The sequence below is a fragment of the Lactonifactor longoviformis genome (genome assembly GCF_042848515.1).
GTDB lineage: Bacteria > Bacillota > Clostridia > Lachnospirales > Lachnospiraceae > Lactonifactor > Lactonifactor longoviformis.
On sequence record NZ_AP031453.1, the window covers coordinates 1,072,147 to 1,089,123 of the forward strand.

At 45.6% G+C, this 16,977-nt stretch carries 14 protein-coding genes; all 14 read left to right on the top strand.

The annotated features are described in order from the left end of the window. Positions 1-2: 2 nt before the first annotated feature. The 14 genes from ACGHCT_RS04955 (at position 3) to ACGHCT_RS05020 (ending at position 16,367) form a co-directional block, all read left to right on the top strand. The gene (locus ACGHCT_RS04955; protein ID WP_390438666.1) at positions 3-1,811 is read left to right on the top strand and encodes a hypothetical protein; all 1,809 of its coding nucleotides are present in this window, start codon (positions 3-5) and stop codon (positions 1,809-1,811) included. A 12-nt stretch (positions 1,812-1,823) separates the two neighbouring features. Continuing rightward, positions 1,824-2,381 (top strand): hypothetical protein, encoded by a 558-nt coding sequence (locus tag ACGHCT_RS04960; RefSeq protein ID WP_390438668.1) that lies wholly within the window; start codon positions 1,824-1,826, stop codon positions 2,379-2,381. A 39-nt stretch (positions 2,382-2,420) separates the two neighbouring features. Beyond that, positions 2,421-4,331: a DUF859 family phage minor structural protein gene (locus ACGHCT_RS04965; protein ID WP_390438671.1), complete on the top strand. Its 1,911-nt coding sequence runs from the start codon at positions 2,421-2,423 to the stop codon at positions 4,329-4,331. 202 nt (positions 4,332-4,533) lie between these two features. Beyond that, positions 4,534-5,838 carry an IS4 family transposase gene (locus ACGHCT_RS04970; RefSeq protein ID WP_390438674.1) on the top strand — a complete coding sequence of 435 codons (1,305 nt, stop codon included), beginning with the start codon at positions 4,534-4,536 and terminating at the stop codon, positions 5,836-5,838. 221 nt (positions 5,839-6,059) lie between these two features. After that, complete coding sequence (locus ACGHCT_RS04975; protein ID WP_390438676.1) at positions 6,060-6,467, top strand: holin family protein; 408 nt, start codon at positions 6,060-6,062, stop codon at positions 6,465-6,467. A 47-nt stretch (positions 6,468-6,514) separates the two neighbouring features. After that, positions 6,515-8,041: a glucosaminidase domain-containing protein gene (locus ACGHCT_RS04980; RefSeq protein WP_390438679.1), complete on the top strand. Its 1,527-nt coding sequence runs from the start codon at positions 6,515-6,517 to the stop codon at positions 8,039-8,041. A gap of 131 nt (positions 8,042-8,172) precedes the next feature. Continuing rightward, positions 8,173-8,397: an SHOCT domain-containing protein gene (locus ACGHCT_RS04985; RefSeq protein ID WP_390438682.1), complete on the top strand. Its 225-nt coding sequence runs from the start codon at positions 8,173-8,175 to the stop codon at positions 8,395-8,397. A 62-nt stretch (positions 8,398-8,459) separates the two neighbouring features. Beyond that, positions 8,460-10,013: a recombinase family protein gene (locus ACGHCT_RS04990; RefSeq protein ID WP_390438684.1), complete on the top strand. Its 1,554-nt coding sequence runs from the start codon at positions 8,460-8,462 to the stop codon at positions 10,011-10,013. 4 nt (positions 10,014-10,017) lie between these two features. After that, complete coding sequence (locus ACGHCT_RS04995) at positions 10,018-10,431, top strand: recombinase (RefSeq protein WP_390438685.1); 414 nt, start codon at positions 10,018-10,020, stop codon at positions 10,429-10,431. 11 nt (positions 10,432-10,442) lie between these two features. Then, positions 10,443-12,014 (top strand): recombinase family protein, encoded by a 1,572-nt coding sequence (locus tag ACGHCT_RS05000; RefSeq protein ID WP_390440125.1) that lies wholly within the window; start codon positions 10,443-10,445, stop codon positions 12,012-12,014. 143 nt (positions 12,015-12,157) lie between these two features. Further along, the gene (locus ACGHCT_RS05005) at positions 12,158-12,376 is read left to right on the top strand and encodes a helix-turn-helix domain-containing protein (protein ID WP_390438687.1); all 219 of its coding nucleotides are present in this window, start codon (positions 12,158-12,160) and stop codon (positions 12,374-12,376) included. Positions 12,377-12,425: 49 nt separating this feature from the next. Continuing rightward, a complete protein-coding gene (locus tag ACGHCT_RS05010; protein ID WP_390438688.1) occupies positions 12,426-13,433 on the top strand; it encodes a hypothetical protein in 1,008 nt (335 codons plus the stop codon). Beyond that, positions 13,430-14,887: an AAA family ATPase gene (locus ACGHCT_RS05015; protein ID WP_390438690.1), complete on the top strand. Its 1,458-nt coding sequence runs from the start codon at positions 13,430-13,432 to the stop codon at positions 14,885-14,887. Before ACGHCT_RS05010 ends, ACGHCT_RS05015 begins: the two co-directional genes overlap by 4 nt. A gap of 52 nt (positions 14,888-14,939) precedes the next feature. After that, the gene (locus ACGHCT_RS05020; protein WP_390438692.1) at positions 14,940-16,367 is read left to right on the top strand and encodes a hypothetical protein; all 1,428 of its coding nucleotides are present in this window, start codon (positions 14,940-14,942) and stop codon (positions 16,365-16,367) included. Positions 16,368-16,977: the final 610 nt, after the last annotated feature.

Consider the following 16,977-nt stretch of genomic DNA (forward strand, 5'->3'; position numbering starts at 1 on the left):
AAATGCCTACTATCTTAACATCCAGCCAGCAGACTTTCGTGGACATCACAGACCAGCGGAAGCTGTCGGCCTATATCACGTCCAACCTGCCGAAGACGCAGAGTGAGGACCCGAATACCCTGCCACATGCCTATGCACCGAACTGGGCCACGTCCCATCTGGTGCTGACCCCGGTGATCTTCTTAGACCAGACCAACGTGGCGCTGGACGCATCCGGGCTGACCATTTCGTGGAAACGCAAAGATGGAACGGGAGCAGAGAGCGCCCTGTCATCGGGAGAAACGGTGTCCGGCGGTATCTTGACGGTCAGCCAGAACAAGCTCTCGGCATCTTCCTCCGGGATGATCACTTATATCTGTTATATCAGCTACTACGATTCGGAAACGAAGAATACGGTCAATATTTCCTCGGATATTACCTACACGCTGGTAAAGAATGCGGAGAACGCAAAACTGGCCTATGTGACGGCGGATACCTATGTGTTCAAATACAATACCAGTTCTGCGCTGGTAGGGGCAACGCAGGCGACTTTGTCTGCACAGGTCCAGGGGGTAACGGTCAGCAAGTGGCAGTATCTGAACAGTTCCGGTGTGTGGACGGATTATCCGACCACTTCGGACAATACCAGCATTACCGGCGGGACGCTGGTGGTAAAACCTGCCCATGCGGTGTTCTTCAACAACGTGGCGCAGATCAAGCTGGTGACCGATGATGCGGATGTGTTCGACACCATTTCCATCACGAAGATGTATGACGGGGAGCAGGGACAGCCGGGGCAGGCAGGCGCCGGTGGTCTGTCTATCATCCTGGGGAATGAGGCGCAGAACATCGCCTGTACCACAGGAGGTGCGGTACAGGCTGCCGTGGACGTGACGATCCCCTTTACCGGATATGTAGGCATCACGCAGACCCCGTGTACCTGTACGGTGGGAACCCTGCCAACCGGAGTGACCGTAAAATCCAATACGGCAGCCACGGCATCTGCGTCAGGTTCCGTGGTCTTGACCTTTGCCGCCAATGCCACCCTGGGTGGGGCATCGGTGCTGACAGGGACGATTGATCTGACCTTTACGATTTCAGGAAAGACCGTGGTGAAAAAGTTTGCCTGGACAAAGTCCAATAAGGGAAGCAACGGGGCAAGTGCGGTGGTGTTTTCCGTGTATGCGCCCAATGGAACGGTTGTGTTAAACCAGTCCGGCTCCCTGGTGCTGGCGACTTCGGCATACAGCGGTACAACAGAGATCGCTACCGGCGCAACCTACCAGTGGGCAAAATATACCGCCGGAAAATGGACGGATATCAGCGGGGAAACGTCTGATACGCTGACCGTTTCCGGCGCGGATATCGTGAATATCCAGTCTTACCGGTGCACCATGACTTATGGAGGCAAATCTTATGTGGATGTGATCACAGTGGAGGATAAGTCAGACCCCTATGTATCGGAGATGCTCTCCATCGGTGGGTTTACGGTCAAGAACAGCCTGGGCGGCCTGGTCCCTTATGTAATCGTCCGTACCAACCAGAAAGAAGTGGATGCGCTGCTCGGCAATATCAGCGAGACAGCGCCTTCCACGCCGACAAGCGGAATGTTCTGGTACAAGATCGACCACACGGCGAAAACGGTCACCCTGATGAAGTACAACGGCACGGCCTGGGTTGCGGCAACAGAAAAGCAGAGCCTTACCTACACCTGGTATAAGCAGGATAAGGATGGGAAAGAAACAGAGTTTGGAAAGACTGGGAAAGTCATTTATTTGTCTGCGGATGACATTGACAGCATTGCCACGCTGCAGTGTGATGTGTCCAATTAGGGGGTGGCGGCTATGGCGCTCCTGACCATCTGCCAGCACACGTTCCAGAACGTGCAGGCGTATGACGATGCGGTGGAGGATGTGGAATCCCTGAAAATCAACGTGCGGGAGTGCTACTCGGAGATCACGAAGACCTCGGAGCAGATACAGAGCTCCGTCCGGGAGACCTATCTTTCCAAGTCGGAGCTGGAGAGCATTCAGCAGGATTTCCAGGCGAGCATCACCCAGAACAGCAGTGAGATCCGTATGGACTTTTCGCAGATCACCAATGAGATCATCAACAATGTATCTGCAAACCAGACGCTTTTGGAGGAGTATATCCGGTTCAAGGGTGCGCTGATCGAACTTGGAAAAGTGGGGAATGCGTTCACGGCGGAGCTTTCCAATGAGGAACTGGCTTTTAAGGAGAACGGGCAGAAGATTGCCTATATCTCCAACCAGAGCCTTGTGATCACCAATGCGGAGATACGGAACAAACTGTCCCTGGGCAACGAGAGCCGGGGATGGTTTGATTTTATCCCAAGAGCCAACGGGAACCTGTCCATCAAGTGGCGTGACCCAGTGGGATAGAGATAGTTTTCATTTTTGTGAGGAAGGAGGGAGAAACGTATGGCATCCAGCGGCAGCTTTTCCGGCTCCATCCACAGCGGACATTATGTGCTGCGGGTGGACTGGTCACAGACACAGAATGTATCCGCCAATACCAGCACCATCACGGCAAAAGCCTACCTGGTCAATGACTGGAGTTTGAGTATTAACGCAAGGTCGGATAATAAAGTGACGATTGACGGTACGGCGCAGACGTATGCATCCCCGGCAATCAGCAGCACGGGAACCCATCTGCTCGGCACAGTAACGCAGACGGTCAGCCATGCCAGTGATGGCAGCAAAAGTCTGGCCATGAGTGCGGTATTCTATATCCGTGCGACCTTAAGCGGCACTTATTATGAGTCGATCACAGCCAGCGCCAATATTACGCTGGATTCCATCGCAAGGGCATCGACGGTTTCCGCATCCAATGTGGCGATGGGCTCTGCCACCACGATTGCCATCAGCCGTGCATCCTCTTCCTTTACCCACACACTGACCTATACCTTTGGAAACGCCACGGGGACGATTGCCACAAAGACCACGGCGACCTCAGTGTCCTGGACACCGCCCCTTACGCTGGCAAACCAGATCCCCAAGGCAGTGACCGGAACCTGCACGATCACCTGTACCACCTATAACGGAAACACCAGTATTGGAAGCAAGACCTGTACGCTGACCTTGACCGTCCCGGCCTCGGTAAAACCTACGATCACCAGTCTGAGTGCTGTGAGGGTGGATGGGGCGGTGCCAAGCACCTGGGGGATTTATGTGCAGACAAAATCCAAGGCCACACTGACCATCAATGGGGCGGCGGGAAGCTACGGTTCCACGATTTCTTCCTATTCCATTACGGGCGGCGGTTACACCAGTACGGCATCCAGTTTTACCACTGGATTTTTGAATACTTCCGGTACGGTTACTTTTACGGCAACGGTAACGGATTCCAGGGGTCGGGTGTCAGCGGCGGCAACGGTGTCGATTTCCGTCGTGGCCTATTCCCCGCCGTCTTTTAGCAGTTACCTGTCGCAGCGTTGTTTCAGTGATGGGACCGTCAATGAGGACGGAACGTATATCCGGGGGCTGGTTTCTTACAGTTATGCATCGTGCAGCAGCAAGAACACCATTACCCGTGCCACCTATTACAAGAAGGCATCGGATACGGCATGGACCAATGCCAGCGCCGTTTTTAGTTCCGGTATGGCATTTACCTTTGGCGGCGGCAAGATCTCCACGGAAACTTCCTATGATATCAAATATACACTGACGGACGCCTTTACCACCATCGCCATCCAGGACATCGTTTCCACGGCTGCCGTGGTCATGGACTTTAAGAGGGGCGGCAAAGGCGTGGCGGTCGGGAAGGTATCAGAGGTGGATAACGCTTTTGAGGTTGCGGAGGATTGGGATGTCCGGGTGTATGGGAAACTCCTGAAAGACTATATCCAGTCCTTCATTAAGACCATGTACCCGGTGGGCAGTATCTATATGAGTGTCAATGCCACCAATCCATCCACTTACTTTGGAGGAACCTGGGTGGCCTGGGGAAGCGGGCGGGTACCTGTGGGGATTAACACGTCTGATACGAATTTCAATACGGTGGAAAAGACCGGCGGTGCGGCAACGGTGGCGCTGACAGCCGCACAGATGCCTGCCCATACCCATGCGAAGGGCACACTGGCAACCGCCAGCGCAGGGGCGCATACCCATAACCTGCAGAACCAGAAGGCCGCATGGGGCGTGGATGGCGCAGGTAACCGCGTCATGGTGGATGCGACTTCCGGATATACGGCGCTGACCAACAAGGCGACCGCCAGTGCCGGAGCGCATACGCACACGATTTCCGGCTCCACGGCATCAACAGGAAGCGGCAGCGCCCACAGCAACTTACAACCGTATATCGTCTGTTATATGTGGAAACGGACAGCTTAAAATAAATCAACTTGGAAAACAGGCAGTTTACCTTTACGGCAATGTCATTAAGTTAAGCTGACATTGTGAAAGAGGCTTCCGACACAATCAAAACGGATATATCATTGAGAAGTGGTATGTCCGTTTTTGTATGTTTTAAAAAAAATACTTGACAAATTTCAGCTCATATGCGGCGCAGCCCTTAGAAGAGGAGGTACAGCATATGAATACTTTTGCTGAAAATTTAAAACATAGTCTGCTTTCAATGATTGATGAAATGGAATTCTACGAGCTTGATTGTTTCGTTCATAATCCGGACAAAGATTTTAAACGACAACGAAAATTCACTTTTTCTTCTGTCATGCGTTTTATCTTATCCATGGGAAGCGCTTCTTTAGGTCAGGAATTATTGAAGTATTTTCACTACAATTCAGATTTCCCCTCTGTTTCTGCATTTGTTCAACAGCGTCAGAAAATTAAACCGGAGGCTTTCTTTGAGCTTTTTCGCCGTTTTTCTTTAAAACATGAAGAAATCAACCTCTTCCGGGAATATCGTCTGCTTGCTGTTGACGGTTCGGACATCTCTTTGCCTCTGAATCCCTCAGAACCCTTTGCTTTTCCTGAGTCCAAATGTTCTATGCTTCATCTAAATGCATTGTTTGATATTATGAGCAGGCAATATGTTGATGCAATCATCCAGGGTAAACATGAATCGAATGAAACCGCTGCAATTGTTACAATGACAGATCGATTACCGGATCAGTATCCTGTCATCATTGTTGCTGACAGGGGGTATGAAAACTACAACTTCTTTGCTCATGTGGAGGAACGCTTTTTTGATTATGTGGTAAGACTGCGTACTTCAAAAAGCCGCAGCATGTTTGCAGGGTTAAAGCTCCCTGATGGCAAGCCCTTTGATATTACAAAGAATATCGTTATTACGCGCCATTCCACAGGACCGTATGCTGTCGATAAAGAAAAATACAAATATATGACAAAGCAGTCGCGATTTGATTTTATCCCTGACTGTAAGCATCCCGACTATGAAATGCTTATTAGATTTGTTAGTTTCCCGTTAAATACTGGAGAATTTGAAGTCCTTGCAACAAGCCTTCCTGAATCAGAATTCCCTGTTAGCGTCTTAAAAGAAATCTACAATCTTCGCTGGGGAATTGAAACTTCCTTTAGAGAACTTAAGCATGTTGTAGGTTTAGCTGCTTTTCATACAAAAAAAGCAGACTGTGCTATGCAGGAAATCTATGCACGTCTAATCATGTACAACTTCAGTTTGCTTATTGCAGGCAAAGTGATGATACCTGAGCAGCCGTGCCGAAAATACAGGTATCTGATTAACTTTGCTCAGGCTATCAGGATTTGTATTGAGTATTTCCGAATTCACAACAGCAGTCCGCCTTTTGATTTACAAGCTCTTCTCTCACGGTTCATCCTTCCAGAAAGAAAAGGAAGGACCTATATCCGCAAAGTATATCCGCAGGGAGCAAAAGCTTTCAACTACAGATTAACATAAATGAAAAATGGGCACAAGACATTTATCGCCTATGATGGTAAGCATAGGTGCTCTTTTGATGCTTCAAAACATACAAAAACGGACATACCACTTCTCAATGATATATCCGTTTTGATTGTGTCGGAAGCCTCTTTCACAATGTCAGCTTAACTTAATGACATTGACCTTTACGGTGGCTGTCTTTTTCAATACAAAAAATCAAAGAAAGCGAGGACGAGAGCATGAAAAATTTTATCGAGGCAGCGCAGTACGCATTTGCGGCACTTGGAGGGGCGGTGGGTGCCGTCATGGGAGGATTTGACGGATTCCTGTATGCCCTGATCGTATTTGTAGTGGTGGATTATCTGACGGGCGTCATGGTTGCGGTTCTGGACAAGAAACTGTCCAGCGAGGTTGGGTTCCATGGGATTTTCAAGAAGGTGGTTATCTTTGCGCTGGTGGCAGTGGGGCATATCGTGGATTCCTATGTGATCCAGAATGGCAGTGTCATCCGCACGGCGGTGATCTTCTTCTATTTATCCAATGAAGGGATTAGCATCCTGGAGAACGCATCGGTCCTTGGGCTGCCCGTACCGCAGAAGTTAAAGGATGTATTGGAACAGCTAAAAGATGGGAAAGAGGGAGAGTAAGCATCGGGTTTCCGGTGCTTTTTCCTTTGGAAAGTGAGGAAATGATAATGAAATTAGTACAGAGTATTTTAACAAAAAACCCCTGTTATACGGCAGGGAGAAAGATCACGGTCAAGGGGCTGATGCTCCATTCGGTAGGATGCCCGCAGCCCAAGGCATCGGTGTTTATCAATTCATGGAACAGTCCGTCTTATAACAATGCCTGTGTGCATGGCTTTATTGACGGCAACGACGGCACGGTGTACCAGACGCTTCCATGGAATCATCGTGGCTGGCACTGTGGTTCTGGTAGTAAGGGAAGTGGAAACAATACCCATATCGGGGTAGAAATGTGTGAGCCGGCGTGCATCAAGTACACATCGGGCAGTAACTTTACCTGTTCGGATAAAGCAACGGCAAAGGCTGTGGCAAAGAGAACGTATGAGGTGGCGGTGGAACTGTTTGCTATGCTTTGTAAGCAGTACAACGTAAACCCGACCGCTGATGGCGTAATCATCAGCCACAGGGAGGGGCACAGCCGGGGCATTGCTTCTAACCACGGAGACCCGGAGCATCTGTGGAATGGACTCGGCATGGGTTACACGATGGATGGATTCCGTAAAGCAGTAAAGGCAGCCATGAACGGTTCCGGCAGTTCTGGCAGCAACACTGGAACTTCCGGCCTGCAGGCATCCGCCCTTAAAAATCTCTCTGAGGCAGATGTGATCGCCAAGGTGGGGCCGCTGTTTACCGCAGACCAGAAGACAAGCGGTATTCTGGCATCCGTGTCTCTGGCACAGTTTATTCTGGAGAGCGGATACGGGAAGAGCGAACTGGCACAGAACGCCAACAACTGCTTTGGCATGAAAAAGTCGCTCTCCGGGAATACCTGGGGCGGTTCCACCTGGGACGGCACTTCCATCTACACCAAGAAAACGCAGGAATACGAGAATGGTGCGTATGTGACCGTGACAGCGGATTTCCGAAAATATCCGTCCGTGGAGAAATCTATTGCAGATCATTCCGCTTATCTTTTGGGAGCGAAGGATGGCGCGAAACTGCGTTATGATGGTCTGAAAGGCTGCACGGACTACAAAAAGGCGGTGCAGATCATCAAGGATGGCGGGTATGCAACCTCCCCGACCTATGTGGAGAACCTCTGCTCCATCATCGAGAAGTGGAAGCTGACACAGTATGACGTGGTCAATGCCGGAACTGCGGAAGTGTGGTACCGTGTGCGTAAGACCTGGGCGGATGCAGCATCCCAGAAGGGCGCATTCCACAGCCTTGCCAATGCGAAGAAGTGTGCGGATGAGAATGCCGGGTATTCCGTGTTCGATGAATCCGGCAAGAATCTTTATACTGGAAAACAGGCTGCCTTTCAGCCGTATCTGGTGAAGGTGTCAGTCGCTGACCTGCGTATCCGCAAAGGTCCTGGAACCGATAAGGCCAAGACCGGAAAGTACACGGGAAAAGGTGTCTTTACGATTGTAGAGGAAGCGGACGGCCCCGGCGCATCCAAGTGGGGACTTTTGAAAGCATACCAGAAAAACCGTGACGGCTGGATTTCGCTGGACTATGCACAGAAAGTATAAGTAAAGAGTGACAGGGTTTTATGTTTCTGCCGGCTGCATTTGATGTGGCCGGCAGAAACTGTACTTATTGTAGATTTATGGAAGAAGGTCAATATTCCCGTCTTTACATAACAGAAGGGAGTGTGTTTGAAATGGAAGAAAGAAAAGTGCAGGTTCTTAATGCGCCGGCAGCGACGACACCAGGAAAAAAGCAGTTTACGCAGGAAGAGCTGCAGCGGGAATATGACTATATACGGGCGGAAAAACTGACCAGGAAACTGCTCGATCTTGGGCTGATTACTATAGAAGAATTTGACAAAATCATGGCGTTAAACCGGGAATCTTTCTCTCCGGCATTGGCAAGGATTATGCCCTGAAATGCTTGCTATAGAGGGGATTTGACGGTAACATGTCACATACCGGAAAGGAAGGTGAGTGGATGAAAAGGATAACAAAGATCGATAAGGCAGAACCTCTTATCCCTAAAAAGCTCCGGGTGGCGGCTTACTGCAGGGTATCAACAGGAAGTGAAGAACAGCTGGTGAGCCTGGAGGCACAAAAATCCCATTACGAGTCCTTCATAAAAGCAAATCCGGAATGGGAGTTTGCGGGAGTCTATTATGACGAAGGGATAACCGGAACCAAGAAAGAGAAAAGGACACAGCTGTTAAAGCTGATTTCAGACTGCGAAGCACACAAGGTTGATTTCATTGTTGTAAAGTCTATCAGCCGGTTCGCAAGGAATACAACGGATTGCCTGGAACTGGTGAGAAAACTGACGGACCTTGGCGTCTTCATCTATTTTGAAAAGGAAAATATCAATACCCAGTCCATGGAGAGCGAACTGATGCTTTCCATCCTGAGCAGCCTTGCGGAGAGCGAGTCCGTTTCAATTTCTGAAAACAGCAAATGGGGAGTCAAGAGAAGGTTCCAGAACGGCACGTTCAAGATTTCCTATCCGCCATACGGATATGATTATGTGGACGGGGGAATGGAGATCAACCAGGAGCAGGCAGAGACTGTAAAATATATTTTTGCACAGGTGTTGTCTGGAATCGGTACACACCAGATTGCAGATGAACTGAATGCCGGGAAAGTGCCCACAAAAAAGGGTGGGAAATGGACGGCATCGACGGTCCGGGGCATGATCTATAACGAGAAGTATGTGGGGGATGTGATCTTCCAGAAAACCTATACGGACGAGCACTTTAACAGGCATACGAACTACGGGGAGAAAGACCAATATCTGATGCAATGTCACCATGAACCGATCATCAGCCGTGAGGATTTTGAGGCTGCCGGGGCAGTCCTTAATCAGAGGCGGATGGAAAAGGGAATCACAAAAGGCAGCGGAAAATATCTGAACCGGTATCCGTTCTCCGGGAAAATTCTCTGTTCGGAATGCGGCGGTAAATTTAAGCGGAGGATACACAGCAAAAACGGCGGAAATTATGTGGCATGGTGCTGCGGGAAACATATCGATGACGTCACAGCGTGTTCCATGAAATTCATCCGCAATGCGGATGTGGAGAAAGCCTTCGTGACGATGATGAACAAACTGGTTTATGGACGGAGGTTTGTGCTGAGGCCCCTGTTGGAAAGGCTGAGGGAGATGGACCGGTCGGACAGTTTCAGCATGATACAGGAATTGGAAATGAAGATGGAGAAAAATGCAGAGCAGAGACAGATACTCACCGGCCTGATGGCGAAAGGGTATCTGGAACCTGCTCTTTTTAATAAGGAAAACAATGAGCTATTGCAGGAAGCGGCGGAACTGGAGATGCAAAAGAACGGGCTTGCCCATTCTGTAAACGGGGAAATGGTAAAGACCGGGGAAGTGGAGGCACTTTTGAAATTTGCAGAGAAGGGTGAGATGCTCACAGCCTTTGACGGGGAACTCTTTGGAAGGTTTGTGGAGCAGATTACCGTATATTCCAGAACCGAGGTCGGTTTCCAGATGAAATGCGGACTCATGCTCAGGGAAAGGATGTGATGGGGTGGGACATACACCATATGGATACCGGATTGAGGAAGGACGTGCGGTGATTGATGAGGAGCAGGCAGAAAGGGTCAGGGAACTGTACCGAGGGTATTTATCGGGGCTTGCCCTGATGCCGGCCGCAAAGCAGGCGGGGATTGAGACCTGGCATGGTTCTGCCAAACGGTTATTACAGAACAGGCATTACCTTGGGGATGTGTATTACCCGGCGATCATTGACCGGGAGACGTTTGACAAGGCGGAGCAGGAACTTAAAAAACGGGCAGAAAAGCTGGGAAGGGTATGGGAACAGAAGGAAGAAGAAAAAGTTACCTATCCGGTGGATTTCTCCATAAAGCCGATGGAGAAACAATATGAAGATCCATTTATGCAGGCAGAATATGTCTATAGTCTGATAGAAAGTGAGGGTTAGATATGAGGCAGATGGTTGGAAATCCGACGGTTACCGTTATCCCTGCCAGACCTCGTATGGGGCTGGGAAGGAATAACGAAGAAAAACAAAAAATCCGTGTGGCTGCCTACTGCCGCGTTTCTACGGACAGTGATGAGCAGGCCACAAGTTATGAAGCGCAGATTGAGCATTACACGGCATTCATCAAAAAGAATCCCGATTGGGAATTTGCCGGGATATTCGCAGATGATGGAATCTCCGGAACGGATACCCGGAAACGGGAAGAATTCAACCGCATGATCGAAGAATGTATGGAAGGGAAAATCCAGATGGTCATTACAAAGTCCATCAGCCGTTTTGCAAGGAATACACTGGACTGCCTGAAATATATCCGACAGCTGAAGGACAGGGGCATCCCCGTATTTTTTGAAAAGGAAAACATTAACACAATGGATGCAAAAGGTGAGGTCCTGCTGACCATCATGGCGTCATTGGCTCAGCAGGAAAGCGAGTCATTAAGCCAGAATGTGAAGATCGGCCTGCAGTACCGTTACCAGCAGGGGCTTGTACAGGTCAACCACAACCGTTTCCTAGGATATACGAAAGACGCTGAAGGGCATCTGGTCATTGAGCCGGAAGAAGCAGAAGTAGTCAAACGGATCTACCGGGAATACCTGGAAGGGGCAAGCCTTTTGCAGATCGGGAAGGGGCTGGAGGCGGACGGCATCCTTACCGGGGCAGGAAAGAAAAAGTGGAGGCCGGAGACTATAAAGAAAATCCTGCAGAATGAAAAATATATCGGAGATGCGCTGCTTGCGAAAACATATACGGTGGATTTTCTCACGAAAAAACGGGTAAAGAACAACGGGATCGTACCGCAGTATTATGTGGAGAACAGCCATGAGCCGATCATTCCCCGTGACCTTTATATGCAGGTGCAAGAGGAAATGGTACGGCGGGCAAATCTGCACAGCGGGGAAAACAGGAAGAAAAGGGTTTTCAGCAGTAAATATGCGTTGTCCAGCATTGTTTACTGCCCGAAATGCGGTGAAATCTACCGCAGGATTGCGTGGAACAACAGAGGAAAGCGCTCCACAGTGTGGCGGTGCTGCACCCGCGTGGAACACGGACCGGAAGGATGTGATGCGCCGACGATCCAGGAGTCAGAGTTACAGGAGGCGGTGGCAAGGGCAATCAATGACCTGTTAGGCAGCAGAGATACTTTCCTGCCCATCCTGCAGGCAAATATCTTTCAGGTGCTTGAGAATAACAGCAGCGGGAAGATTGCAGAGATTGACCGCAGGCTGGTGGAACAGCAGCAGAAACTACTGAAATTGGCAAATGGAAAGAAAGATTACAACGCTGTGGCTGATGAAATCCACAGCCTTCGGGAGCAGAGGCAGAAGGTACTGGCACAGGATGCAGAGCGTGACGGGCAAAAGAAGCATATCGAAGAGTTGAAAGCATTCCTGGAGGAACAGAAGGATATACCGATAGAGTATGATGAGCAGCTGGTCAGGCGGCTGGTGGAAAAGGTAACCGTTTTTGATGAGAAGATAGCAGTGAAATTTAAGTCCGGAGTGGAGATAGAAGTAGATAGATAGGTATGGCATGGAGGCATCCTGCAGGTTCAGATGAGCTTGTGGGATGCCTTTTTTTCGTGGGGAGATTCGTGTGTGTATAGAGGAATAGTGGATTGTGTTTAGCAACCGTGTGGTTTATAATGGAAATGTATGGAGGAATGAAAATGACAACATCTGATATGGTTCGGGAACTTTGCGAAAAAATGAATATCAGCCTCTCAGAGCTTGCTCGGAGGATTGGGCAGTCGCCGCAGAATTTTAATAAGAAATTGCAACGGGGGACTGTTAAAGCAGAAGAAATGATGGAGATTGCGGATGCGTTGGGAATTACGTTTGAGCAGAGTTTTATGTTGCCGGATGGAGAAAAAGTAGGTTTATTTTGAATGATATATCTTTTTTACGGCGAAATAAGGTACGGAGGAGGAAAAAACTGTGGCAAAAAGTAGGCGGGCAAATGCTGTTGTGTTTGGATTTGATTTTCAGGTAAATGCAGCAATTGTACTTATGATTGAAAATATTGAGGATTTGAAATCTTTACGCTTAGAGGGCAACTATGAAGATATCGAAATAGAGTTAGAAAATAATCAATACATTTTGGCACAAGCTAAAGCAGTGGAGCGAAGTAGTTCAGATTTCCGAAATGTCCGAAAAAATTTGGAGAAATCTCTTATTTCTTTATCAGAGGGAAATCAGAAAGTTGATGCACAGCGATTGATACTAATTACTAATTCGCCCAATCCTTTGAATGAAGAAGCCTCTAGAAGTATATTTTGGGGAGATGCTCACCGTGAGTTTTTGTCTTTACCTGAGTCTTCACAGGAGTTGATTAGACGTTATTTGGATAATATAAATCAGCCATTAGATACTGATAAATTTATGATTCAAATATTACCTTTTGAAACAGATAATGATATAGAAAGATATAAAGTGGTTAAACGAGTAGTAAATGATTTTATTGGTGATTTGAATTTGAATATTCCCGGTTTGGGGAAGAAACTGTTAAGTATTTGGCATGAGGAAGTATTTGAAAATGGAACGAAAAAGGATGCTGCTATTCAATTGAAGAAAAAAGATCTAATATGGCCGATTATGGTCGTTGCTACTGATGTTGGTTATTGTGACAATTCTTTCGCTGATATATTTGATTCCAGTGCGTATGATGAAATTGTCCGTCAATATAGGGAGACTATAGAATCTTGTTGTGAACGCTGTGAGTTTTTCATAAAGGTACTTTGTGATTATAATACATATCAAACAACAAAGAAACCATCGGAGAAATGTTTGGATTTTGTGATGAATAAATGGAGAGATTATCTTTTGGAGTTTGAACTAGATGGTATGGATGAAGAAATACAAAAAGGTCTAATACAGATTATTTTATATAGGATAGTTCGCAATAGAATTGTTATTCAAAACATTAAGAAGGGGGTAAAACTGTGATTTTCAAATCAATTCGTCTCAAAGAAGGCTTTTTTGAACGTACGATTATATTCTCGGAAGGTGTTAATTTGATTCACAGTGAAAAAAATAGTTGTGGAAAAACTACCCTTCTGCGTTTTATGTTATACGCGCTTGGTTACAACATTCCTAATACACGGAAAATTAAGTTTGACCGTTGTGAGGTGGAACTAGTGATAGAATGTGAGACAGTAGGGGAGATTATATTACTACGTCATAGTGATATTGCGATTGAAGCTACAGTTAGGGATCAAAAAAGAACGTTCGTACTTCCAGAACAGCAAAATGATTTGCATGCAATTATTTTTGGAACAGAGAATGTTGACATTTTAGGAAATTTATTAGGGGCTTTTTATGTAGATCAAGAAAAAGGATGGACATTGCTGAACCGGGGGGTTGTAATTGGAAGCATTCATTTTAAGATTGAAGAATTGATTCGTGGATTGTCAGATTGTGATTGTTCTGAGTTAATCCATAAAGAAGCTCAGCTATCAAGAGAGATGACAAAGTATAAGCAAATGTTTAGTGTTGCACAGTATAGGGAAACTTTGGATCAAGAGGCAGGAGAGCTAGTAACAGATAGTTATGAAGAAGAATCGGATGTTACTGTTAATCAGCTCCTTCTACGCAAAAAGAGATTAAAATCTGAACTTCGCAGAATTGATAATACCTTATCGGATAATAGAAGGTTTAAAAAGTTTGTTGCTGATATGAAATTGCTTGTTCAGGCTCCTGATGGGTCAACTTTTCCAGTAACTGAAAATAATATTGTCGGCTTAAACGATGCAATAGATTTGCTGATTGCAAAGAGAAAAATGGTATCTAAAGAATTTGCCACTGTTTCTGGATTACTTGATAGAATTGAAAAGGATAAAGATAAGGAATATGAACAACTGGAATTTTATAAATCTGCTAGCCAGTTAGAAATATTTGATAAGAGAATAGCGAGAATGCCAATGAATCCGGTTGCGATTGATCAGGAAATAAAACGCTTGGACAAAGAAATTAAATCAATTAGAACAGAAATCAATAATATAACTCGGAATAATAATAGTGTTGTTTCGGCCATATCTAAGAATGTAATTAAATATGCAGAGGAGCTTGGTCTGGGTAATAAAGAAACAATACCTGTATCATATCTTTTTACATCAAACCTAAAAGAACTTTCAGGAGCAGTTTTGCATAAAACGGCTTTTGCATTTAGGCTTGCATACATTATTGTAATTGAGGACACCCTTAAAACCAAACTGCCAATTATTCTTGATTCACCCAGTGGAAAAGAGGTTGACCAAGCTAATATTAAGCTCATGATGAACATCTTGAAAAGAGATTTTGCAGATCATCAGATTATTATTGCTTCTATTTTTAATTATGATTTTGATGAAGTGAAGATTATAGAAATTAAAGACCGTCTGATTACAGAGAATTCTTTGTAAAGTAAATACGAGAGAGTATAAAGAATATCACAAAGGAAGGAAGAGTTATATTATGCCAATGTATTTGAAGCGAGATGCTATTCGGTTTATTGAAGCAAGTGTATCGGCGATTAGCATGGCGGTTGCTGCTTTGGGGCTGCCTAGAAGATACGATTTTAGAGAAGAGGTTGCTGAAAATGCTATTGCTATTGGACTTGCTGGTGTAGCAGCAGAACTTTCGATGAGTGCAGTTATCGTTCAGGCACAGGGGGAGGACGCATTGAAATTTCCTACAGGTTTTTATAAGACGGGGTCTCATATTGTGGATGATTTCAAGAAGCTTGTTAGATCGCAAATCCCTAAAATGATGTTTTTAACACAGGGGATTGAAGAACCTTCAACGCATATTGCTAAACTGTTAGAAATGGCATCGAAATTAAAGCTTTTAACAAAGTTAAGGGCAGGAGGCTTACACGCCGGTCGTGGACCATCAATGGATGTATCTATAGCTTGTGTTAATGATGTAATTGCGTTTATCAGTCTATTAGGTACATCTTCTAGAATAAAGTCATATATAGACACATTGCCCAAACCTATTACTATAACAAAAAGTTATGATTTAATTGTTGATGAGTTAATTCAAAAAATTGCACAATCAAACACTACTTTAGAAAAAGTTAGTTCATTGGCTTCCGTATACCTTGTTATTCCGGAATTGCCAGATGATGAACCTGAGTGGTTTCCGGCATTTGAGCGGGCATTAGTCGCTCCACAAGAAAATGACATTTCTTTTCTGTTAGATACATTAAAAAAATCAAGATATGGGTCATTGATTAAAGTGTCAAAAGGTAAGGAAAGCATACCAGTTACTGTTCAGAAAGGGAATATACATGCGTTACCAATAGAACCGCAATATTTAAAAAAGTCTTTTCGAGACATTAAGGATCGTTTATACGCTGATATTGGTACGGCAAATGGACGTTTAGAGCAAAAACAATTTGATGCACCACCTATTGAATCAGTATATGAAATGTTTGCATTTCCATATCATGTAATTGGTATAACACAACAAGAAGACGAACAACTTTCTGCTGCGGAAACATGGCCTTTAGTGGCATCAAGTTTGTCATATTCCGGTACATTAGGTCCGTACTGGTATTTTGTACGAAAGACGGCAGACCTTGGGCAGTTAGAGAGTTATATTAGCAGAGCTGCAAAATATGCTGGAAAGACATTGAAAAATGGCATTAAGGAATTTAAACCATACATAGAAAAAATGAGAAAAGAAATCCCACTTTCTAAAAATGATAAGCTAATTTCAGCATTACTTTATGAGTATGAGAAATCAGGTGAGAAGAAAAAGAAATTAATTGATTTATCTAAAAAATATGTAGGTAAAGAAAAAGAATTATGCCAAGAGGCGCAGGATGATTTGAAAAAGCTTAGAGGAAGAACTACATGTTGGAGATTTACTTATAAAACTTGTGGAGAATGTATATAGTTTTCAAACAGAGGAAAGCCAGAAATATTGGGCCAGAACTTTATGTGAGTGTGCGACAGAGTTGGAAGATGCGCGTGGTTTATATGCAGTAATTTCAGAAACAAACTTTTCTTCGGCGTATACGGCAGCACGTAAAGCATTTAGAATTATTGATTTTATTAATTATGGACCTTTATAAGCGTAGATGCATTTTCGAATATGGTAAATGGGTGTAATATATTATATTTTCAGAAAAATGTATAGTAGGAAGGAAAAAGATTTGTGAAAAATAATAACTAATTTTATTGATATGTTTCCGCAAACGGGCAAAGTACTAAAAATGCCTTTGTATGTTTCCGAGAACGGACAAGTCATTTGACGTACTTCCTATCCTCTCGTGCCATGTTGAAACCGCCGTGCTTCTCGTGCGGAAACCTTGATTTTAGGCGGGGTTGCGGGATTATTTGGGGGAAATGGAGTTGTGTTTTTGCGGATGGTGAGATGGATAAGTTTCCGCTGATAGGGGGGACGGGGATAACGCCGGAGAGTTTGAAAATGAGTGTTATGCTAGACATAAGATACAATCTGGCAAAACCCTTACTATCTGGCAAAACAATAATCATAGTTAAAT